This window comes from Polaribacter sp. Hel1_33_96 (genome assembly GCF_002846595.1).
Classification (GTDB): Bacteria; Bacteroidota; Bacteroidia; order Flavobacteriales; family Flavobacteriaceae; genus Polaribacter.
Window position 1 is genome coordinate 800,274 of the sequence record NZ_PJMV01000001.1, and the last position, 24,442, is coordinate 824,715.

The following is a 24,442-nucleotide window of genomic DNA, read 5'->3' on the forward strand; positions in this document are numbered from 1 at the left end:
GTAGTTTTTAGCTAAAAGTAAACTAGTGCGCAACTAGCGTGTGAGCATGAATTATTTCAGCTTTTATCTTTACAACGGCTCTTTGTTAAACCAACCAAACTTTTAATTTATCCAATATTTTAAGATTATTAAGTAGGTCTAAGTGATTACTATCATAAGAAATCCAAATATTTTCCTTCTTAAAGTCTAGGTTTTTTTTAGGATTTTTATGCTGTCCTAAAGCACTTTTTACATGCACTAAGGTGTCTCCTAAGACTTGAGTGGATAAAGGGGCGGTTTTATTTCCAATAACTGCAGCGATGCTATAAAACTCTATTTGCTTTGATAGCTTAATAATTTTCCTTTGATCATTTTTCATTTCAAATCGATCATTATTTTTCCAGTCTTCATCAATTAAGTTTCCATATCTTAAATCAGTTACTCCAGCACTTCTAATTTTTCCCAACCTGGCAAAAGGTTTTGCATAAGGAATAGATTCGAGAATAAGATCTAGATAATTACCTGTTCTTTCTATATATGAACCATGGTGAGGAGTTCCTAAAAAAACAACCTTTTTAAGGTGTTTGGTCCAATTTTTTTCATGTTGTTCTCCATAATATAATGCACTTCTAGTTACTAAGCCACCCATGCTATGAGCAACAATAACTAACTCTTCAATAGGTACAGGCCAATTTTGCACCAGTTCTTCTAACGAATTATTTAAATTTTGACCATTACTAGAAATATGGATACCGCTATTATAATTCAAGTAAATAAGTGTTTTATTTAATTCTTCTGCTACTATTTTTCCGTGGTTATGATTTTGCCGAGTCCATTGAATATCATTCATGCATGAACCATGCACCATCAAAAGAATTTTACCATTAATTTTTGGATAAACCGCTCTTATGTTTTCAGAATCAAGTTTTATAGACTTTGACTTATGTCGAAATTGCATTGTAATTTTTAAGGGATTCTCTTTCTCTTCCAGATAATCACCAATTACACCGTTTAAAACCGAAAGTATTGCCTCTTTCTTATGGGAATCCTTTATTTTACCAATAACAGGACTTAGTTGCTCAAGTATTTTATGTAAACTTTTGCCTATGAATAAAGTGCTCCATTTGATATTTTGATACGAGATGCTAGCAATATTCGTAATCAGTTTTTGAATAATTGTAGAAGGTAAAAAAGGAGGATGAACAACTTGTTTGTGCGCAGCCTCAACGATGTCTGTTATCCCAACAGTGGCATCCATAATTAAATGGGTAAGACCTTGAAGTTCTGTGTCTGTTTTTGTTTTTTTTGACATTATTAGGAGTCTTTTAAAAATTGACTATTGTTGACTTTTCTTTTAGATTCAGCAAAACTTGAAGTTAATGATTATCTTTTTAATATTACACGAAAGTTAATAAAGTTGTATTAAAAATTTACGTGTTGGAACTACCGCTAAAACTCTAAGAGTAATTTGTTTAGAGAATTTTAAATCTCTAAGAATTGATGTCATATAGACTAATGTTTTTCCTGCACTTGGCTGGGTAATTTCCGTCACATTTTTTCCTTTATATATTGGGTAATATACAGCTTCTTGAATGGGGGTTGGATGTGTAAAGCATAACTCTTTAATACTATTAAAAAGTTGATTAGAAAGGTCTAAATCTTTAAAAGTAGTCATGTAAAAAATTTTGATAAAGTTAGCTTGTTTATTTTTACTACTCTAAAATTGCCCTGATTTTTGATAGATAGAATTTAAATTCTTTTAAATGCATGAAATAGTCTAGATTTAGAATGAAAAAATAATTTTACAATTTACAAGCTGAAATAAATCAATAAAACAGTAATCATTTTATAATCTATAAAATGGTCAATATATTTAACCCAATTAATATTTTTGTATTTTGAGATTTTTTAGCCCAAAATATGAGAAACACAATCATTTTATTTTTATTATTTACAACTTCAACTATTTTATCTCAGAATAAAGATTTTTTTTATAAGGAATACTCTTACACAGAGTTGTTTGATATGATAAACACTGAGAAAAATGCTGTCTTTAAATTAAAAAATGCTTTTATTAAATATGACTTAACAATTGACACTCTTTTTACGGCAAGTAACACTGAAATATTACAAAGAGAAAAAAAATTGATTGTAGACAAGGAACTTCAGTTTGAAAATGTTCACTTTCAAAATCATGTTTTAACTAAAAAAGATAATGATTCTGGTTACTTAAGTAATATACATTTTAAGAAGAAGGTAAGCATTAGGAATAGTGCCTCTATTGCAATTATAAACTGTGAATTTGACGATATACTGAGTTTTATAGGATCTGGTAATTTTTGTAATGAACTAGAAACTATTAAACAGAATGAAAACATAAATGATTACATTAAAATTGAAAACTCTGTATTTAAAAACGGTTTAAAGATATTTTATAATTGTAATTATCAAAATAATAATTCTAACACAGTTATTTCTCTGGAAAAAAATATTTTCTATCCTAACAAAGACGAATATATCGGCACAAGTTTAGGTTTAATTGGAAGAAAATTTGGATCTTATCATATTTATGAAAACTCCTTTCCTATTGCTTCTTTTGTAAATATTGATAATAATGCTAATGGTATTATTCTAATTGATAATAATTTTAAGGAATCTATTGTATCCTTGAGTTATGAAAATAACTCAGAAAATGGAAAGTTTGAAATATCAGGAAATAAATTTAATAAAACTATTTTTCTAGGGATTCCAGAACTTAGCCAAACAAATATTATTTCAATTAAGCAATTTACAAAAGGTTTTATATCAATAGAAGCTTTTCAAACTGCTGTTGAATCCTCATATTATTCAAAGATAAAGGATTCAATAAAAAATCATTTTAATGCCTACACTAACAAACTTTTTGTGCAAAAATATAAAAATAATGCTGTGTTTGAAATAGAAAAAGTTTTCGAACTAGAAATATCTTTTCTAGGTAGATTATATGATTATTATAAATCACGTCACAACAATCGATCCGCAAATAAAGTCTATATCCGTCTAAAAAATTTAGAAACCGAAAGGCTTGCTTTTGAATATCAAAAAAAATCAACCTTCAAAAATTATTTTAGTTGGAAGATTAATCAATTTTTATCAATTTTTTCAGATTATGGGACAGAACCAGCCAAAGCAATTATTTTTTCTGTTCAAGTAATAATTTTATTTGCTTTAATTTACTTTTTTTTTCCAAACTCATGGGATACTTTAGGTAGAAATAGATTGATGTATCGGTTTGAATTTTTTCAAAAATACTTAAAGCGTAAAGATGGTATACATACATTATATCTAGAGGAAAATAAAATGGAAATTAATTCTTTTCAATTATTCAAAAAAAACCTAGAATCAAGTACTTTAAAACTTCCAATATTCTTTATAAAATCGGCTAAATTACTTTATAAAATTTCTATGTTAAGGACCAAATTAATATCGCGATTTTTAAAATCAACGGACATATTAAAAGGAACTTGGTCTGAACTTAGTCCGAATGAAAAAAAATGGAAAGGTTTTCAAGTAGGAACACTTTTTGTCCTCAGCGTTCTATATGACATTACTATTAAATTATTAAATGCTTTAATGTTGTCAATAAACACATTTACAACGCTTGGTTTTGGTGATATTCCTATAAAAGGTCTGACACGTTATTTAGCAATTATAGAAGGTTTTATAGGCTGGTTTATGTTAAGTATTTTCAGTGTATCGCTAATTTCACAATTACTCGGTTAAAACTTAATTGTATAAAAAAGTGAGTTGGAATTTAAATGGTTTACTGAACATCCGAATTCAAATAATTTAATTTAAACATCTTGCTAAGATAATAACAAGATGTTTAAATTATAGTTGTTAGTTACTTGTACAAACACATAATGTAGTTGGTTTACCGCATTTTGCACATTTTCTTGAAGATTTAATTTGTTTCGAAGGTGCTTCTTTAATTTTCATTCTTTAAGAGTTTTATGATGTTTAATTTATGAACTTAGTAAAAAATTTAAATTTAGATTTTATCCAAGTATATCCAAATATAAACAATTTATATTAAGTGAAAAAGTTGTTGTTTAGACATAGTGAAATAAGCTATTTAATTCAATTAGCAGGAGGTTCTATCATTACATCCAGACTATCTCCGCCAACAAATTGTTTATCATCTATTTGAGCTTACTTGGTTAAACCGTATTTACGTAAATCAGGTAAATAGATTTTTGCCAACCCTTTGTCTTATGCGTGTTTAGTTATAGAATGATTAAACGGACTTTTTTAAAGTTATCTCAACATTAATTTTTTTTGAGAAAATATAATTTTTGAGAAAAATAACATTGAAATAGTAATAAAATTCTTCATCTTTTAATTTATTTATTCTTCCAAACTTAAATGAAATAAAGCATCTCCTTTGTTCACAATTGGAGTTTTATTGATACAAAAAATATGACCGTCAAAAGGAGCATAAATTTTCTTGTTAAATTCACCAAAAGGATCTTGTATTACTCCTAGTACTTCTTTCTTTTTTACAAGCGTTCCGTTTTGTACGATTACTTTAAACATTCCAGAGTGAGATGCTCTTAACCATTTTGCTTTATGCACAAGAACTGGGGTTTCTCGAACACTAATTTCACCATCAATTAGCCCTAGGTGAATTAAAATATTTTTAGTCCCGTTAACACCCTCATTGATAATAGTAGGTTTTAGTTCTCTTGATTTCCCTCCTTCAAAAAGTAAAATGGTTTTACCCATTTTATGTAAAGTATCTCTTAAAGATTTTCCAATATTATTAGAGAAAACAATCATTGGGGGATTAAATATTTTTGCCAATTCAAAGCCTTTTTCATCATCTTTATTACATCTTATTTGTGCAATATTATCACGTTCACCGCCTCCTGTATGATAATCGATAACATAATCTACAAAAGGAGCTATTTCTTTTGTAAATTGATATGCAAATTGGCTTGCCAAGGAACCATTTAAAGTTCCTGGAAACATTCTGTTTAAATCACGACCATCAGGGAATTCTCTTGTCTGAATTAAATAACCAAAAATATTAAAGACAGGAATGCAGATGATAGTTCCCTTTTTAGGCTTATTGATTCCTAAATTAATAATTTCTCGAATAATCCCTACGCCATTTGTTTCATCACCATGTATACCTGCTAATAATAAAACTACTGGGCCAGAATTTTTAGATCGTTCAATAATTACAGGAACTTTTACAGTAGTTCTTGTGTGTAATTTTGCAACTTCTAAATCTAAAACAGTTTTTTTTCCTTTAGGTATTTCTTTTCCTAAGAGAACAAAAGGTTTATTCGACATGAATTTCTAAATAACGAATAATTTCTTTTGCAATATTTTTGCCCGTAGCCACCTCAATTCCTTCCAATCCTGGAGAGGAATTTACTTCTAATACTAATGGTCCTTTAGATGATTGTAACATATCTACACCAGCAACTCCTAAACCTAAAGCTTTCGTAGCTTTTAATGCTGTTTTTTCCTCTTCATCGGTTAGTTCTATAATCGTTGCATTTCCGCCTCTGTGCAAATTAGAGCGAAATTCTCCTTCTTTTCCTTGACGTTTCATAGCGCCAACCACTTTCCCGTCCACAACGAATGCTCTTATGTCTGCACCACCAGCTTCTTTAATAAACTCTTGTGCAATTACCCTAGCTCCCAATCCATTAAAAGCTTCTAAAACGGATGTTGCTGCGTTTTTAGTTTCCGCTAAAACAACGCCTAAACCTTGCGTGCCCTCTAATAATTTTAAAATTAGTGGTGCGCCACCGACAGATTCTACAACATGTTCTACATCTTTCGTGTAATTAGTGAAAACTGTTTTTGGTAAACCAACTCCAGCTCTTGCTAAAATTTGTAAACTACTTAATTTATCTCTAGATTTTACTAACGCTTGAGAAGAAACAGCTGAAAAAACTTTCATCATCTCAAATTGACGGATTACTGCAGTTCCGTAAAAAGTTACCGAAGCACCTATTCTAGGTATAATAGCATCGATATTGTCTAAGTATTCACCTTTGTAATATATCTTTGGAGATTTTTTTTCAATTTCAATATTACATTTTAAATGATCTACAACCATTACTTCATGACCTCTTTTTTCTGCAGCTTCTTGCAGCCTTTTGGTAGAATATAATTTTGGGTTTCTAGATAAAATTACAATTTTCATTATTCTTTATATTTTAATTTGTGTGATAAATTTACCTTAGCTGAATCTATCACAAATTTTTTATTTAAAAATTTTCTACCCAGTAAAATAGGGAATTTCATGTCTTTCCGTTCGCTTAATGTCAAGTGAATTGGAAAAGAAATGTTGAAAATGATAATTTCTGTTTGAATCATAAAGCGTTCTTGAGAAATACCATTAGAACTTTTTACTATTTTAGAAGAGTAATTTTTAAAGGTAAATTCTTTATTATTGTAAAATGGATGTTCTGGATCTAACAATGTAAATTTAATTAAATTACAACCATTGTCAGTGATTTCTTCAATATTTGAGCAATGTATGGAAGATGTGTAAGCGCCAGAATCAATTTTTAAATCTATATCCTTCAGAGATAATTCTGGAAAATCAGCCTTATCAATTCTACCAACTGTAATTTTCATGCGTGTAAATTAAACAACCATAAAAATAGTTATTGTATTTGATTTAACTCAATAAATAACTTAAAATAATTTATAATACTGCAATCGCAGCCTCTGCGCAACGCTCTCCGTCCATAGCAGCAGAAACAATTCCTCCAGCATAGCCGCCACCTTCTCCACAAGGAAACAAGCCCTCAATTTCTGGGTGTTCTAAGTTTTCTTTTCTTGGTATATTTACAGGAGAGGAAGTTCTAGATTCTACCCCAATAATATTTGCTTCATTTGTATAGTATCCATGCATCTTTTCACCAAAGGCAGCAAAACCTTTGCGCAATCTTCCTCCAATAATTTTTGGCAATAAAGAATGCAAAGGAGCAGATTTTAAGCCAGGTTGATAAGAGCAATCATTTAATTCTGGGGATAGTTTTCCATCAACAAAATCTACTAATCTTTGTGCTGGCGCAGTTTGTGTTCTTCCTCCAGCGTGAAATGCTATTTTCTCTAAATCTTTCTGAAATTCTAATCCTTTTAAAGCACCAAATTTTTCATATTTAGCAAAATCTCTATCAATATCAAGTTCTACAACAATTCCAGAATTAGCAAACTTATTATTCCTTCTTGAAGGAGACATTCCGTTTACAACAACTTCACCATTGGCGGTGGCCGCGGGTACAATAAATCCACCAGGGCACATGCAAAAAGAGTATACACCTCTGTTATTTACTTGATGCACCAAGCTATAAGCGGCTGCAGGTAAAAGTTCATCTCTTTGGCCAGAACAATGGTATTGAATTTGATCTATAATTTCTTGTGGATGTTCTACCCGAACCCCCATTGCAAATGATTTGGCTTTTAAAGTAATTTCTTTTTTATGTAATAGTTCATAAATATCTCTCGCAGAATGACCAGTAGCTAAAATGACAGAATTTACAGGCATTTCTTGTCCGTTCTGTAATTTTATTGCGCACAGCTTATTGTTGGTAACTCTGAAATCTGTAACACGGGTTTCAAAATGTATTTCACCACCAAATTTTAAAATATTCTCCCGTATATTTTGAATGATTTTCGGAAGCTTATTAGTTCCAATATGAGGATGGGCATCAATTAAAATTTGTTCTGTGGCTCCATGAAAAACAAGGTTTTCAAAAATTCGCCTAACATCTCCACGTTTTAAACTCCTAGTGTATAGTTTGCCATCAGAGTAAGTTCCAGCGCCACCTTCACCAAAGCAATAATTAGAATCTTCATTTACAATATGATCTTGATTTATGGCTTTTAGATCTCTTCTTCTATCTTGTACGTTTTTACCCCGTTCTAAAACAATTGGTTTGTAACCTAGTTCTATACAGCGCAAAGCCGCATACATTCCTGCAGGGCCAAAACCAACAATATGAATTTCTTTTGCTTTAGAAACATCTTTATATTCAAAAATATAATCAGATTTTTCGGGAATTTGTTCATTAATATAAACAGCAACTTTATAATTAAATATAATGTCTTTTTTACGAGCGTCTATAGATTTTCTTAACACTTTTACAGCAGAGATTTCACTTTTACTAACTCCTAATTGTTTAGATGCTTTGTGTAAAAGTATATTTTCTTTGCGTTCTTCTACTAAATTTACTCTAAGTTGAACTTCTTTAACCATGTTGCAAAAGTACTTAAATAGTGTCTTTTATTTGATTTTATAAAAAAATAAAACAGGCTAAGATTTTTCTTAGCCTGTTTTTGGTTTTGATAAATACTTTACAGTTTATCAAAAAGTTTAAAAGATTAATTACTTTTTTCTATTATTAATTTTTTAGTAATTGTTTCTTCTTTGTTCATTATTTTTAATAAATAGATTCCAGAAGCTAAATTATAATTACCCATTGTAATAATATTTCCAGCACTGTTTTCTTTAGAAATAGATTTACGTTCTATTAGTTTACCAGTAGTATCAAAAAGGAATAACTCAGTTTGTAAATTAACTGTTGTTAATTTAATATCAAAAATACCATTTGAAGGGTTTGGATAGATTGATAGGTTATCTTCAATAGAAGTATTTGTAAAACTTGTTTTACTAGCAGACTTAGCAATAGTGTTATCTACACAAACAGCATTACAAGCACCTAACGTATCTGCATGATCAGTACCAACACCATGTTTGGTTAAGTGTGTCATTACAGCATCTGAACTAATGTTAATTTGAACATGTTTCGTTCCTTTTTTACCATTTGTATGATGACATACAGTAACCTTTCCTTTATATCTACCTTTTTTATCAAAAGCTCTAGCGTCTATAACACATACATACATAGAAGTAGATGCAGTACATCCATTAGAGTTGGTCACAGTTACATCGTAGGTTGTACTTACTTCTGGACTAATACTAGGATTTGCTTCATTAGAAACTAATTCACCAGTAGAGGTTGTCCACTCATAAGTAAATCCACTTCCACCAGAAACCGTAGTTGTTAAATTAACAGTATCTGCAAAGCCTAAGAAAATAGTATTTTTCTTTTGAGTTTGTACAGCATTAAAATCATTAATGCTTATAGTTGGTATATCTCCAAGAACAGAAACAATTGCAGTACTAGAAGTTGTGTTATTAGAATCATCTGTAGCAGTTAAAGTAACCACATGGTCTCCAATATCATCACAAGTAAAGTGATCTTTATCAATAGCAAGTGTAAAAGCACAATTATCAAAAGTACCACCATCTATATCACTAGGAGTAATATCTGCAACACCATTTGCTAAATCAATAGAATAACTTTGAGTTATTACAGTTGGAGCAATATTGTCTTGAACTGTAACAGTTGCTGTTGCTGTAGAAACATTATCGTTATTATCTGTAACTGTTAATGTTACTGTATTTACTCCAGTATTAGAACAGTCAAATGAATCTACATCTAAAGAATAAGAAGCAATACCACAAGCATCAGTAGAACCATTGTCTATCATGTCAGCAGTGATTGAAGCGCTTCCATTTGCATCTAACTCTATTGTAATATCATTTATAATTACATTTGGTGCTATGTTATCTTCTACAGTAACAATTGCAGTTTGTGTAGACACATTATCATTGTTATCTGTTACGGTTAAAGTAACAGTGTTAGCACCAATATTAGAACAATCAAATGTTGTAGTATCTAAACTCAAATTAGCAATACCACAGGCATCATTAGAACCATTATCTACACCCGAAGGAACAATTGAAGCATTACCAAAAGCATCTAACTCAACAGTAATATCTTGTGTAGTTGCAGTTGGAGCAGTTACATCACTAACCGTTACAGTAGCTGATGATGAAGCTGAATTTTCGTTATTATCTGTAACAGTAAGAGTTACAGTATTAGCTCCAGTATTAGAACAGTCAAATGAATCTACATCTAAAGAATATGAAGCAATACCACATTCATCAGTAGAACCATTGTCTATCATTGCAGGTGTAATAGATGCATTGCCATTTTCATCTAAATTAACAGCAATATTTTGAGTGATTGCTTCTGGAGCAAAGTTGTCCTCAACAGTTATATCAAAGGAGCAAGTACTAGTATTTCCAGACAAATCTGTAATAGAAAACGTATTGGTTGTTGTCCCAATTGGGAAAATATCACCAGAGGCCAAACCTGCCGTTTGAACAGTAGTAATCCCAGGCCCTGAGCCAATTCCAAAAGTTCCGCAATTTCCATTATGACTGTTAATAGACCAACCAGTGTAGTCACCTGTTTCAAAACCTCCATTTACTAAGTTTGAGCCTGCAACCATTACATTATCTATAAACACATCAAAATAGTAACTGTTGATGGTAGCATCCACAATTCTAACCTGAATCGACTGACCTGCATAGGCTGAAATATCGAAGCTAAAGTTTGTCATTGGAATAGCATTCGGATCACCTGGTAAAGTTTTAAATAAAGTTTCAATCAATGAATTATTTGAAGGGTTTCTTATTTCAATTGCTACAAATTGACCGTTTGAAAAACTTTGACTGTGATTTGTATACTGCATATCATAAGTCAACATTTGACTTCCTCCGGAAGGAACCGTGATGTTTTGATACATATAATGCGAACTACCACAGTTTTGTAAAAATACAGCCATGTTTTGTCCTTCTGTTGGGAAGAATGTCATTGGCAATCCTGGAGAATTTTGTCTTTCCATAGTATTGTTAGCATAATCATAAAAAGATTCTCCTCGATGTAATTCATGTATTCCAGATGAAGTTCCTGAACAATTATCGGTACCAACGGGAGCAGAGTAATTAATTATAGCTCCACAAGTTCCTGCATCGTTGCTTGTTATTATGTCAGATGGGCAAGTCAATACTGGTGCCTCATTATCTGTTACTTCAATATCAAAACTTTGAGTTTCATTACCACAAGGGTTTGTAGCATTTAAGGTTACTGTAGTTGTACCTACATTGAATACCGAGCCTGCTCCAGATCCATTTCCATTTCCAGAAGTTGCACCACTAAAAGAGTAAGTTATAGTTGATGTTGGATTCCCTGTAGCTTCTACAGTATAATTTAGAGTAGCTCCACAAATACCAGCATCATTATTTACTGAAATATTACCTGGTACAGAACTAAAAGCTGCAGCTACACATGTAATTTCGGCAGTTAATGGTATTGAGAAGAAATTCTCATCACAATCATTAGAATTAAAGCTTAAAAAAGCTGAATACGTTGTGATATTTGGAGCGTTAAAAATAACATCAACAGTTGTTGTTCCACCAGCAGGAATTGCACCTGGAGAAGAAAAACCAGCTAAAGTAAAAGAACTAGCATCAGCGCCACTTAAAGTTAAGTTTGTAATATCTAAATCACCTGTTCCTATATTAGAAATTGTAATTGTTTGTGTATAATCTTGATCTGGAAAAACATTTCCATAATCACCATTTCCACTTACTTCTATTTCTGCAGGATTTGCAGTAATTGTAGTAGGTTCAGAAACAGCAGAACAACCAAACAAATCGATTACTCTAACACTATAACTTCCAATACTTGTTGCAGTATATGATTGTTGCGTTGCATTTGCAATATCAACTCCATCTCTCATCCATTGATAAATTGATGATTGAGTAGCTGTTAAAGTTGAAGATCCATTTGGTGGGCATAAAAATGCATTTCCACTTGGTGAAATATCAACAGTTGGGTTATCATTTACAACAACATCAGTAGTTAAAGATTCACCTGAACAACCTCCTGCGTTTGTTACTTCTACAGTATAAGCACCAGAAATAGTTGCTATATAATTTTGAGTTGTTGCTCCTGCGATATTAGTTCCGTCTTTTTTCCATTGATAAGAATCTCCATCATTGGCATTCATATTAACAGTTTCTCCTTGACAAACAGTACTTTGACCAGCCACAATAATTGCAGCAGGTTGTACATTTACAGTTGCAGTGCAAGTAGATTGATTTCCTGCTCCATCTGTAGCAGTTAGAGTCACTGTGTTTTCTCCTATGTCCGTACAAGTAAAATCGGTTTGTGATAAAACTAAAGACTCAATACCACAAGCATCCCCAGAACCATTATCTATCATTTCTGGTATAATTGTTACTGTCCCAGCAGGGCTTAAAGCAACAACTATATTTCTGCATGAAACAGTTGGTGGAGTCACATCATTTTGCGCACCTGTATTTCTGTGAAAACGAATTGTATTACTACTAATTCCTGAAGTTGCAATATCTGGTACAAAATCACCATCTAAATCACCAATAACAATTCCTGAAACTTCAGCTCTGTTAGAAGAAGTGTAGTCAAATCTTGGTGCAAAGCTAGGTGTACCAGCTGCAGAAGTAGTATTTCTATATACAGAAAATACATTTACTCCTAAAGATTTTGTTACAATGTCTGGATATCCATCACCATCTACATCACCAACACCAATTCTATAATTTCTTGTTGGAGAAGGAATGTTTACTACTGTAGCAAAAACAATATTTCCAGGAGTTGATATGTTTCTCCAAATTGCTGTATTTGTAGCACCTAAATAATTACAAGATGTAAAATCAATTCTACCATCTTTATCAAAATCTGCAATCATAGATCTGTAAGGAAAAGATCCACCAGAAGCCCAATATTCAGGAGTTTCAAAAGAAGAAGTAGTACTTCCAGTAGTAATTGTGTTTCTTATAGAAATTGCTCTATTAGATTGCCCTTGAGAACCTAAAAAGTCAGCTCTACCATCACCATCTACATCAGCTACTTGGATTCCTGTACATCTACCAACGCCACTAGCAACTAATTGTCGATTAGTGAAATTGAAATTACCAGGACCCGTACTTGTATTAAAGGCAATCCAAATACTCCCTCCATATTCTCCAATGATATCAACTTTTCCATCATTATTGAAATCTCCAGCTCCTACTTGATAACTAGAAACGGCTCTACTATTAGTAACATATTGTAATCCAATATTTCCAACACCAGTACTTGTGTTTCTCATTATTGCTCTATTGGTCACAATATCTTTAAGACCATCACCATCAAAATCTGCCACGGCAATAGATTGTGCTGCTCCTCCAGTTGAACCATTATTATATCTTGCAAAATTAATAGTTCCTGGTGTGCTATTATTAATAGCAATTGTAATCCCTCCACCATTTCTTGCAGAAATCACCTCAGGTTTCCCATCATTATCCATGTCTTGAGATAACATATTATAGGCACCATAAACACCACCTAACTCTTGAGACGTATTTTGATATGAAGTAGCTGTTAAAGGCGTAGGACAAAAAACACCATTAAAGTGTGTTCTTGAATATGCCGATAAATTACATTGATTTTTTACACTTATTAAAGAAGTTGTACTTCCTTCAGGTACTCTAACTTCTAAAGTTCCAAAAGAAGAAGAAACGATAGTCGCTTCTGTAGCTCCAAAAAAGACTTGATTTTCACTAGGCATTGCACTAAAATTAGCTCCAGTAATGGTTACTGTACTACCAATAAAACCAGTTTTTGGTGAGAAATCATTTATTATAGGTCTGTCTGTACATTGAGCACTTAATTGTCCGCTTACTCCCAAGCAAAGAATTAATGTTAGGATTGAAATTATTTTTCTCATGATTCTGTTTGATAAGTGATTTCAATTTTTATACTTGCTGTATCTATCCCTGCAGGAACTTCAAATTTTAAATTTGAATGTTCTTCAGAATTACAATTGGCAATAAACATATCTCCAAGTTTTGAAGCAAATGGTGCTATAATTACTTGAGCTGTGTTTCCAGCTGCATCAGAAATAGCAAATGTAAATCCTACTTTAGCATTTGTTCCATCTTCGTTAAAAGCGTTAATTAAAATTATTGCTTTAGAACTAGGTGTACATTTCACAACGGTGTAAGAAACGTCGTAATGAAATTCAGCTTCCTCTAAAGCTGTCCAGTTTTTTAATACTTCTGTCTCTGATTGAGCAGAGAGTGTAATTGAGAAAAATAAGGTCAATATAAAAATGACACTTTTTAAGTACGTTTTTTTGTTCATAATAATTAGTTTAGTTAGTAATTTAAGTTGAGGTTAATAGTTCATTTGTATAACAATACAATTACATTTAGTTAAAAAGGGGTTTGCTTTTTAGCTAAATGAGGCGCGAATAAAATTTTATTTTATTTAAAGGATATGCTGACGTTTCTGCAGTAAAGTTTTTAAGCGGAAGTAGTTTTTTTTCATTTTGTTATTATTTTAAAAGTTTTGGGGATTATTGTGTAAAATTGAAATACTAATTAAGAATATAATAAATTATGGGTATAATTTTTTTGATAATTTATTTTAATGTGTTGGTAATTAATTAGTTTGGGTGTTTTCTTTTTTAATGTTTTTCTATTTTTGGCATAGAGGTTTCTAACAAGAGATTTTAGTGTAGGAGGAGAGATGAATAGTTTATTAATTGAATTTAAATCCAGATTTATAGGATATAAGTTATCATTATTGTAGTTACTTAAATGATTATAAACTTTTACACTAGAAGCTTTTTTTAGTAAAATCAATTTATCCAATTGCTGCTTAATATCAGTGTCAATTATAAAAGAATTACTGGATTGTGCTTTGTTTGCAAGACAACATATTACGCATAATGTTAATAGATGTTTGATTAAATACTTTTTAAAAAAGGCAACGAAAATGTGCTCACTTGTAAGTAGGGGTATTATTTTCATAACATAAAAGTTTGGTGGGGGAGGTGAAAATAGGAAACGAATTAATTACTTATTTTCGATAAAGTGATCTTAATCTACGACGAATGTACAATATATTTCGTTTAAAATTATGATTTTAATAAAAAAAGTAATTTTATTTATGAACTTTATAAAAACTGTTTGTTTTTAGATAAAAGAAGTAGGGTTGTGTTTTGAAAATTTATTAACAATTATTTTATGAAGTGTAACCAATATTATTATTGATATAGTTTCAATAAAAACAGAAATTTCATTATCAGGTAATAAGTTAATTGCTGCGTTTTTGTTTTTATAAAGCTTTACTAGAGTAAAGAAACGAGCTAGAAAGTATAGTATAGTTTTTTTATATACTTGTTATAAAAAATAAAGACAGGCTAAGAATTTTCTTAGCCTGTCTTATTTATTTAGAGAATCCTCGAATTCCTCTAAAATTGTTTTCCTTTCATAATTTTAGGAAGGTCTATTCTTAATCTCTACTATTTCTATTAATGATCATTACTTTGGTAAAGACTTTATTGTTAGAGTATACTTTAACAACATAATTACCATCTCTTAATTTATAATCTCCCATTTTTACTTTTACGGAGTTATATTTAGATTTAGAATTAGGTTTTACCTTTTTATATTGAACCAATCTACCATAGAAGTTATAGATTTCAATTCTAGCTTCTTGAGTAAAGTTTTCTAATGTTACATAAAATTTACCACTAGAAGAAGGATTTGGATACATTGAAACGATTTCAAGGTTTTCAACTTCTTCCTCAATTTCTGTAATACAAGTAGCTTCACAACCTCCTAAAACATCACCATGTTTTAAGTGTCCTTTCACTGATTTAGCGCTTACAGAGATTAATTTGTCTTTACTACCATCACAAGAGTAATGTTTCTTGTCTTTTCCTTTCCCTTTCCCTTTCCCTTTGTTTCTGTCATCATGATGTCCATGGTGATGATGTCCATAATGATGATGACATATATTCACTTTTCCATTATATCTTCCATACTTGTCTTTCGATCTAGCATCGATTACACACACTTCAATAGAGGCAGTGTCAGAACAACCATTCGAGTTGGTTACGGTAACATTATAGGTTGTTGTAATTCTTGGACTCACTTTAGGAGATGCTTCTGTAGAAAACACATTTCCAGTATCATCACTCCATTGGTAAGTAAACCCTTTTCCACCAGTTACTACTGTTTTTAAGTGAATATATTTATTATATCCTAAGTAGAAGGTATTTAATTTTTGACCATCTACAGTTGTAAAATCTGGTATAGAAATGGTTGGTTGTTCACCAAGTACATTTACAGTTACCTCTTTAGTAGTAGTGTTTCCACTTTGGTCAGTAACAGAAACTTGTACTGTATTTTCACCTAAGTTATCACAATCAAAAGTACTGATGTCTAAGCTATAGTTCTCTAAGCTACAATTATCACTTGTAATAATTGTTCCTTCTGGTACAGGTAATAAACCACAATCAGTAATATCAAAATTAAATTCTCCTTTTGCTTTTTTACCTTTTTTGCCTTTCTTATCTTTATTACTAGTGTAATAGAACTGACCACTTAAGCCATAATTTCCGTTTTCTAAATTAGCATTATCACCAACTTGGAATCCATACTTTTCATACTTCTGCGTTAATTCAGTTTCTTGACCCGCATTAGATCCTGCACCTATTAATTTACTGCCTTCAGCCATTTCATAATACGTCCAATCTTTATAACTGTATCCTATCGTTTTTTTAGATCCTTTGTATTTTCTTTTTAAAGAAGACCATTCTGTCCAGTTTCTTGGATTCTGTAAATTTAAAGTTACAATCCATTTGTCATTGGCATCTTTCGAGTTTACCAATGTACCGGTAACCACAGCAGTACCATCAAGATTTTTTATAATACTACCTTGATTTTCATCAAAAGAGAAACGTCCATCTTTATTGTACTTGTCTTTATCTTTTCCATGCTTATTTGCATCCGCAGCACCTTTGTCATGTTGATTATAATTATACTTATTATAATATTTTAAGTACATAGCATAATCATCGGCATCAGATACTTTGCAAATATCGCCTCTTTCAACATCGTCTTCAGATAAGATTAAAACATCTTCTGGACTTATAGACGCATTCCCATTGGCATCTAGTGCCACTGAAATGTTTTGCGTTCCAACAATAGGAGCAATGGTATCTATAACAGTAACAATTGCAGTATTGGTTGCAGTATTACCATTAACGTCTGTTACAGTAAGTGTAACCGTATTTTCACCTAAGTTATCACAATCAAAAGAAGAGATGTCTATTGAAGAAGATAAAATTCCACAAGCATCATTAGAGCCATTGTCTACAGCTTCTTTAGTTGTAGAACCTTGTCCGTTTTCGTCTAAAGAAACGATCACTGTTTGTGTAATTACTTCTGGAGCAATAAGATCATTTACAGTTACTGTTGCCGTTGTAGAAGTTTGGTTTCCGCTTGCATCTCTCACTGTTAATGTAACCGTGTTTACAACACCGATATTAGAACAATCAAACGTTGTTGTGTCTAAAGATAACGTAATCGGACATGCATCCGAAGAACCATTATCGATCATATCTGGCGTAATTATTGCATTTCCAGCTGCATCTAAATCAATAGAAATATCTTGAGCAATAGCTATTGGGGCAGTTACATCATTCACGGTAACCGTTGCTGTTTTAGAAGAAACATTACCGTTTACATCTTTAACCGTTAAGGTAACCACATTGATACCAACATTTGTACAATCAAAATTATCTTTACTTATAGATAAAGTTGCTATACTACAATTGTCAAAAGAACCATTGTCAATCATACTTGGTGTAATCGAAACATTTCCAGCAACATCTAGGTTTACAGGAATATCTTGTGTGATTACAGTTGGATTCACGCTGTCTTCAACCGTTACAATTGCAGTTTCTGTGGAAACATTCCCATTGTTATCTGTTACGGTTAAGGTTACGGTATTTGCACCAACATTTGCACAACTGAAATCTGTTTTGCTCAATACTAGTGATTGAATTCCACAAGCATCATTTGATCCATTATCTACAAGAACTGCTGTTGTTGATCCGTTTCCAGAAGCATCTAACTGAACCGTTACGGCTTGCGTAAGTGCGATTGGGTTTACGTTATCTTCAACAGTTACAATTGCTGTTTGCGTAGAAACATTATCATTGTTATCTGTTACAGTTAATGTTACGGTGTTTGCACCAACATTTGCACAACTGAAATCTGTTTTGCTTAATACGAGTGATTGAATTCCACAAGCATCGTTTGATCCATTATCTACAAGAACTGCTGTTGTTGATCCGTTTCCAGAAGCATCTAACTGAACCGTTACGGCTTGCGCAAGTGCTATTGGGTTTACGTTGTCTTCAACCGTTACAATTGCAGTTTCTGTGGAAACATTGTCATTGTTATCCGTTACGGTTAATGTTACGGTATTTGCACCAACATTTGCACAACTGAAATCTGTTTTGCTCAATACTAGTGATTGAATTCCACAAGCATCATTTGATCCATTGTCTACAAGAACTGCTGTTGTTGATCCGTTTCCAGAAGCATCTAATTGAACCGTTACGGCTTGCGTAAGTGCCATTGGCTTCACATTGTCTTCTACAGTTACATTTGCAGTTGCTGTAGATATATTTCCGTTAACATCTTTTACTGTCAAGGTAACTTCGTTAGATGAGCCAGTTCCATTTAAATTGATGTTAGATTTAATCCAGTCAGCATCAGTCATATTAACCAATACTCCGTTTGCTAATGTTGATGATTTATCAGTAACGGTAACTCCATTACCTTCGTTCAATGGCCAAAAACCAACTAAAGTGTTATCTCCTGTGTCTGGACAATCTGTCAATAATTCTTGAATTTCGTTTTGGGTCAATGCACGATTGTAAATAGCAACTTGATCTGCTTGGAAAGCGTTATTTCTACTAGGTATTCTTCCGTCAATACCAATAGTGATTTCACTGTTGACATTATTTTTAATTTGACCATTAATACCTGCAGTAGTAGTAGTCAAGTTTCCATCTAAATAAAGACGTGTTGAAGTGGCGTCAGCTACGCCAGTAATTAAATGCCATCCAGATGTAGTGCTAAGAGATGTTGCTCTCCAAGTTCCGTTGTCATTGACGTACCAGATAATACCGTTGGCTCCACCTGCATGCATCAACCATACATTAGTCCCCATATTGTCTACTCCAAAAGTAGACTGGGTCATCCATGCACTATTACCTTGAAAGTTAACCCACCATGAAACAGTGATTTCATTATTGAATTCATGATATGGATCTCCGATTCTAACATAGTCATTGCCGGCACCAAAATCGAGTGCAGTTCCAGGACTGCAAGAAGAGCTACTTCCAACATTAGAACAACTAAAATCAGTAATGTCTAATGTCATTGTGTCAATTTCACAGTTATCGAAAGAACTATTATCAATCATTTCTGGAGTAATAGAAGCATTACCAGATGCATCTAATAGAACAGTAATGTCTTTTGCTATTGCAATTGGAGCCTCATTATCGTTTACATTAACTATAAAAGTTTTTGTTGAAGTACCAATTGCGTTTGTTGCAGTTGCAGTTACTGTAGCTGAACCAATAGTAAATAAAGAACCTGATGGTATATCATAAGTGATGGTTGAAGCAGGAATACCTGTAGTATCTGTAGCAGTATAATTAACTAAAGCCCCACATATACCTGTATCGTTACTTACAGAAATGTTAGTAGGAACTACAATTACCGGTGCAATGCCAGTTACTTCTACATTAAATGTAGCTGAAGCTATATTTCCTGAACCATCCGTGGCAGTGTAAGTCACTAATGTGGTTCCTATTGGGAAAGTAGCACCATCTGCAAAACCTGCAGTCAATGCCGTGGTCACTGTACAATTATCAGTCCCTACTGGCGCAGTATAATTAACAATTGCGCCCGCTGCACTTGTTGCATTTAAACTAATATCAGCTGGTGCTGAAATTTCTGGCTTAATATTGTCTTCTAAATTGAAAGTTATTGTTGCTGTTGCAGTATTTTCTGTATTACAATCATTTGTATTTCCTCCATATTCAACAACATAACCTTGAATTCCTCCTGCACTTAATGGTAAGTCATTCCATAATCCGTCATTTCTAAAATGTGCATAGTCTTCGTTACCAGCGTTGTTTGGTTCTCCACCTCCCCAAGCATGATAAGCTCCATTTACAGTTCCTCCATTTGATAAACCTGACCAGAATTGCTGACCATTTTCAGGACCACCAACCCATCTCCATTCACCTTCAACCGCAGCATCACTTGCACCAATCCAGCCTTGAGCTCCTATTTTAGAAAAAGCAAATTGATTTTCTTCAGCAGAAGTTATTGTTACTAAATAACCAGATTGACCATTGTAAGTTCTTGCTTCTGCTGCAGCTTTAGCATCTGCCCAATTAATATTTGGTGCTGAAATAAATTCATAAAAATGTCCATTACCAGTAAATACAGTTGTACCGTCATTTGGTTTTACTGTATAAGTTGTTGTAAACGTTTGGTTTGTTCCTGAATTTGGGGTAAAAGTATAAGTACCATTATTATTGTCAACAATAGTTCCATTTGCAGGTTGATCTACAAAATCAATTTTTAAATCACGTTCATAAGGATCTACATCATTTCCTAACAAATCGGCATCACTAAAAGTAAAAGTATCACATGTGTTTAATGTAAACTCATCTGCAACAGCATTTATAGGTAACACATCTAAAACTGTTATTGTAAACGTACTTTCGGCTTTGTTCCCTGAAGTATCTTTTGCGGTTGCTGTAACTACTGTTGTTCCAACTCCAAAAACACTTCCTGATGGTAAACTATAAGAAACTGTTACCCCACAATTATCAGTTGCAGTTGCTGCAAAATTTACTGTAGCTCCACAAATACCAAGATCTGAGTTTACAGTAATGTCTGATGGACTAGTAATAACAGGTAAAATATTGTCCTCTACTACTACAGAAGTAATATCTGAAGTTGCAGAACAACCATTAGCATTAGTTACAGTTACAGAAAAACCGCCTGTTACACCTGCATTGATAGTTCGAGTTGTCTCACCATTACTCCATAGGTAACTACTTCCTTCTGATGCCGTTAAGTTAACAGAGCTTGAAGGACATAAGGTTAAAGAATTATCAGCAGTAATTATAGATTCTGGTAATGAATTAACAGCAATTACTTTTGCCGCTGAAGTAGCTGCAACTCCTACACTATTTTTTACCACAACAGTATAAGAACCAGATTGGCTGGCAGCATAAGAATTTGAATTTGCACCTGAAATTGCATTATTATTTAATAACCATTGGTAGCTTGAAGCAGAACCGGCAGTTAACAAAACTGAACCAGGAGAACAAACTGTGGTTGGTCCTGAAGCTGTTATAATTGCAATAGGAGGCGGTACTTCATAGTTGAAATTAGCACTAATGTTTTTATCTGAATTAAGATTAACAATCACATTTGTGTTGGTACCTGAAACAGCACCTGACCAATTTAAAAACGTTGAACCTGATGTTGGATTTGCTATAAGTGTTACATTCGTGTTCTCTTTAAAATCAAAACTATTTACACCATTTGCAGTATTTATTCCTTCAGGTGAACTTGTAATAGATCCAGTTCCAGAACCAATAGTTGATACTATTAATGTCTTATTAACAGGATTTGCAACTCCTCCAAGTATATTCACTTTTACATCATATGTTGTTCCATAGGTATAAGTTCCACAAAGTGCAGGGCTGGCAGCATATTGCATAATCATTCTACCTATCATCGAACCATTGAAGGCCGTAGTCGGTATCGTTACTGTGCCTGTAAAAGTTTTAAAAGTGGCAAAACTTGAATTTTTTGCAAAAATTAACTCTTGTGGATCCTGTATAACGTTATCTTGATTTAAGTCTAACCATAGTTTGACATACTCATTGTATACAGTACCGTTAGTTCTCACATCAATTTCAACATTGTAGGTTTGTCCTGCAGTTAAGGTAGAAATTGCAGATGAAGTAAAATCGGCGTAACCTGTTTTTCCTGAAGTACGAATACCGTCATTTATCTTAATCCTGGTTACCCATTCATAATTTTGATTATTAGCTGAGGACGAACAAAGTGTTGACTGCGCATTTGCAGTTAATGGAAAAAGAGACATTAAAACAAGAGATAAACTTAATATTCTTGTATATAACTTATTAGATAGATATTTTTTCATGACTATTTTTTGTTTAATGTTGAGTTAACAATTTCCCATTCTGAAACAGATTTATTGAGGCTAGTTTTGATTTCTACTAATTGCGGTTCTTTCGTATTGTTATAATAGTCAAATTCTACTTGCGCTGTATCTCCATCTATAGTAAGAACTTTAAAGATAAAAAAGGACTTAACATTATTTGAAGAAATCTCCTGTCTTGATTGGAAGACAATAGCTTCGTCAAACTTTGATAGGTTAAGATTGTTCGAGAAAGTAATAGGGTATTGCATTATATGTATTGGAAGAAATGAACCATCTGTGTTCTTAGCTAAATGTTGCTGAAGGTCTAGAATATCAAGACATTTTTCGAGAATTTCAGTTTTACTAATTTCTTGAGAAGATGTAGCTATTGCTTCTGTCTCTGATTGAGCAGAGAGTGTAATTGAGAAAAATAATGTCAATATAAAAATGACACTTTTTAAGTACGTTTTTTTGTTCATAGTAATAAAGTTTGGTTAGTAATTTAAGTTTGATAGTTTATTTGTATAACAATACAATTACATTTAGTTAAAAAAACGTTTGCTTTTTTAGCTAAATGAGGCGCGAATAAAATTTTATTTAATTTAAAAGGTACGCTGAAGTGTTTGCGTTAAATTTTTTAAGCGGAAGTAGTTTTTTTTCATGCTGTTATTATTTTAAGAGTTGTGGGGATTTTTATGTAAACTTAAAAATAATAATGATTAATATCATACTCAAGGGGGGGTGATTTTTCTAATCCTTTTTTTTAACACATTGTTAATCAATAAATTAGTTCTATTATTTTTTCTTTTAATTCTTTTCTGTTTTTAGAATTGGTTTTAGCATAAATATTTCTAACATGAGATTTTAGTGTGTTAGGAGAGATGAATAGTTTTTTACTAATTATGGTATTTGTATCTCCTTTTTTTAGATATTTTAAAACTTCTAGCTCTCTTATTGTTAATGGTTTATTAAGTAGTTCGTTAGGTTGTAAAAGTATTAAATAAGGATCAACCAGACTTTTGTTTGGCTTCATTTCAGTTGATAACTGTCCTGTTTCAATAGAGTTTTTTAGTGCTGTAATATGTAATTCTCCTTCAATCATTATAGTTTTCATTCTGTAACTAATTGCATAGGTGAAAACAATAATATCTAACCAACTAGCAATTTTAACAATATCCATATTTCCATGAACTTCCCAGAAACCAAAAGGATAGCCAATAACAAAAAATAAGGCAAAAGGAACAATTAATAAATACCCTAAAACATAAAATTTTGCATAGGGTATTTTTTTTATATAATAAATACCAAAAATCCACAGGACAGGAAAGAGTGAAATTCCAATTGCGTCCCCAATGGCAATAAAAATAAACTTGTTAGAAATTGAATAACATATATATGCAGTTAACACTAGCACAGGGAAAATGTAAAATACTTTAGTAATTAATGGATGTCTTTTGTCTAGGTTTAAGAATTTTATTGAAAAAAGTAAAAACCAAATTTCATTAGAAATATGAATAAAGAACTCTAAATTATAGTAATTAGAATTATTTCTAAATAAATTTATGAATGAACCATCCCATAATAAGAAGTTAACCATTAATGATGTTAGAAAAAGAAGATAATATAAATAGGTTTTATCTTTAAATTTAAAAAAGAAAAAAAGATTTAATAAAATCATGATTATTGCTGTTCCGTAGTAGAAACTGTTAATCATTTGTTTATTAAGAATAAATGAAATAAAATTTTTCTCAGGGATAAATTTAATTGGAAAATTAGCTTCTTTTGGAAAATCTACTTTTAAATAGTACACTGATTTGTTCGCTGTGTTAATTTTAAAAGCAGGAAATTTATAATCTACAAGAAGCTGATTTTGAAGAAGGCTATTTCCTGATGATGAAATACGCTCTAACTTAAGGTTTGTAAGTTTGTAAATATCAATTTTACGAATGTGATGCGTTGGTATGTAAGCTATTATTTTTTTATGCTCTGCCGCTTCATTCACGGTTAATTGAAACCAATAGGAGCCATTTAAAAAGCCTAAACTATTACTCTCAGGCATTTTTTTAAATTCTTCAGAGGCTAGGTTTAAATCTAAATGATTGCTGTTTTTTTTATAATATAAGAGATTATAGGTGAATGGTAAATCTTTGCTTTTTGAGTTTGTAAAAATACCTTCAGCATTATTTTTTTGAATAAAAATAAAACTAAGAAATGTAAATATAAAAGTTAATTTTCTGCGGTATGATAACATAAAAGATTAATACAGTATTAAATTATGATATTATTTAAATAACTGGTATTAATGATTGGGTATTCTTAAAAAAAAATATTAAATAATTGTGAAGTAAATTCTGGGAGTTGTTTGGACTGATTTACTGTTTGGATAACCTTTTCTATATTTCATAGCTGTTTTTTTTTTTTTTTGAAACCAAATATAAAAAAAATAATAG

The 24,442-nt window shown here is 31.8% G+C and carries 12 protein-coding genes; 1 reads left to right on the forward strand and 11 read right to left on the reverse strand.

Features of this window, described 5'->3' with window-relative positions:
• Positions 1-85: 85 nt before the first annotated feature.
• Both ATE90_RS03635 and ATE90_RS03640 read right to left on the reverse strand, forming a co-directional pair.
• The gene (locus ATE90_RS03635) at positions 86-1,291 is read right to left on the reverse strand and encodes a PGAP1-like alpha/beta domain-containing protein (RefSeq protein WP_036787852.1); all 1,206 of its coding nucleotides are present in this window, start codon (positions 1,289-1,291) and stop codon (positions 86-88) included.
• Between the two features lie 96 nt (positions 1,292-1,387).
• Positions 1,388-1,654 (reverse strand): DEAD/DEAH box helicase, encoded by a 267-nt coding sequence (locus ATE90_RS03640; RefSeq protein ID WP_036787854.1) that lies wholly within the window; start codon positions 1,652-1,654, stop codon positions 1,388-1,390.
• 245 nt (positions 1,655-1,899) lie between these two features.
• Between ATE90_RS03640 and ATE90_RS03645 the strand changes: the two genes are divergently transcribed.
• A complete protein-coding gene (locus tag ATE90_RS03645; protein ID WP_101450826.1) occupies positions 1,900-3,741 on the forward strand; it encodes a potassium channel family protein in 1,842 nt (613 codons plus the stop codon).
• Positions 3,742-4,365: 624 nt separating this feature from the next.
• Here the strand turns inward: ATE90_RS03645 and ATE90_RS03650 are convergent.
• From ATE90_RS03650 to ATE90_RS03695, 9 genes are all read right to left on the reverse strand, one after another.
• A complete protein-coding gene (locus tag ATE90_RS03650; protein ID WP_036787859.1) occupies positions 4,366-5,316 on the reverse strand; it encodes a succinylglutamate desuccinylase/aspartoacylase family protein in 951 nt (316 codons plus the stop codon).
• Complete coding sequence (rimK, locus tag ATE90_RS03655; protein WP_036787861.1) at positions 5,306-6,181, reverse strand: 30S ribosomal protein S6--L-glutamate ligase; 876 nt, start codon at positions 6,179-6,181, stop codon at positions 5,306-5,308. The genes ATE90_RS03650 and rimK overlap by 11 nt, the downstream gene beginning before the upstream one ends.
• Positions 6,181-6,618: an ATP-dependent zinc protease family protein gene (locus ATE90_RS03660; protein WP_036787864.1), complete on the reverse strand. Its 438-nt coding sequence runs from the start codon at positions 6,616-6,618 to the stop codon at positions 6,181-6,183. The genes rimK and ATE90_RS03660 overlap by 1 nt, the downstream gene beginning before the upstream one ends.
• A 70-nt stretch (positions 6,619-6,688) precedes the next feature.
• Positions 6,689-8,245, reverse strand: a complete 1,557-nt coding sequence (locus tag ATE90_RS03665) for an NAD(P)/FAD-dependent oxidoreductase (protein ID WP_036787867.1) — start codon at positions 8,243-8,245, stop codon at positions 6,689-6,691.
• A 125-nt stretch (positions 8,246-8,370) separates the two neighbouring features.
• On the reverse strand, positions 8,371-13,653 hold the full coding sequence (locus ATE90_RS03670) for an FG-GAP-like repeat-containing protein (protein WP_101450828.1): 5,283 nt from the start codon (positions 13,651-13,653) through the stop codon (positions 8,371-8,373).
• Positions 13,650-14,069 carry a hypothetical protein gene (locus ATE90_RS03675; RefSeq protein ID WP_036787872.1) on the reverse strand — a complete coding sequence of 140 codons (420 nt, stop codon included), beginning with the start codon at positions 14,067-14,069 and terminating at the stop codon, positions 13,650-13,652. The genes ATE90_RS03670 and ATE90_RS03675 overlap by 4 nt, the downstream gene beginning before the upstream one ends.
• Before the next feature lie 1,155 nt (positions 14,070-15,224).
• Positions 15,225-21,992, reverse strand: coding sequence for an HYR domain-containing protein (locus ATE90_RS03685; RefSeq protein WP_036787878.1), 6,768 nt, complete (start codon positions 21,990-21,992; stop codon positions 15,225-15,227).
• A gap of 2 nt (positions 21,993-21,994) precedes the next feature.
• Complete coding sequence (locus ATE90_RS03690) at positions 21,995-22,471, reverse strand: hypothetical protein (RefSeq protein WP_036787881.1); 477 nt, start codon at positions 22,469-22,471, stop codon at positions 21,995-21,997.
• 299 nt (positions 22,472-22,770) lie between these two features.
• Positions 22,771-24,243 (reverse strand): 7TM diverse intracellular signaling domain-containing protein, encoded by a 1,473-nt coding sequence (locus tag ATE90_RS03695; RefSeq protein ID WP_101450834.1) that lies wholly within the window; start codon positions 24,241-24,243, stop codon positions 22,771-22,773.
• Positions 24,244-24,442 lie beyond the last annotated feature (199 nt).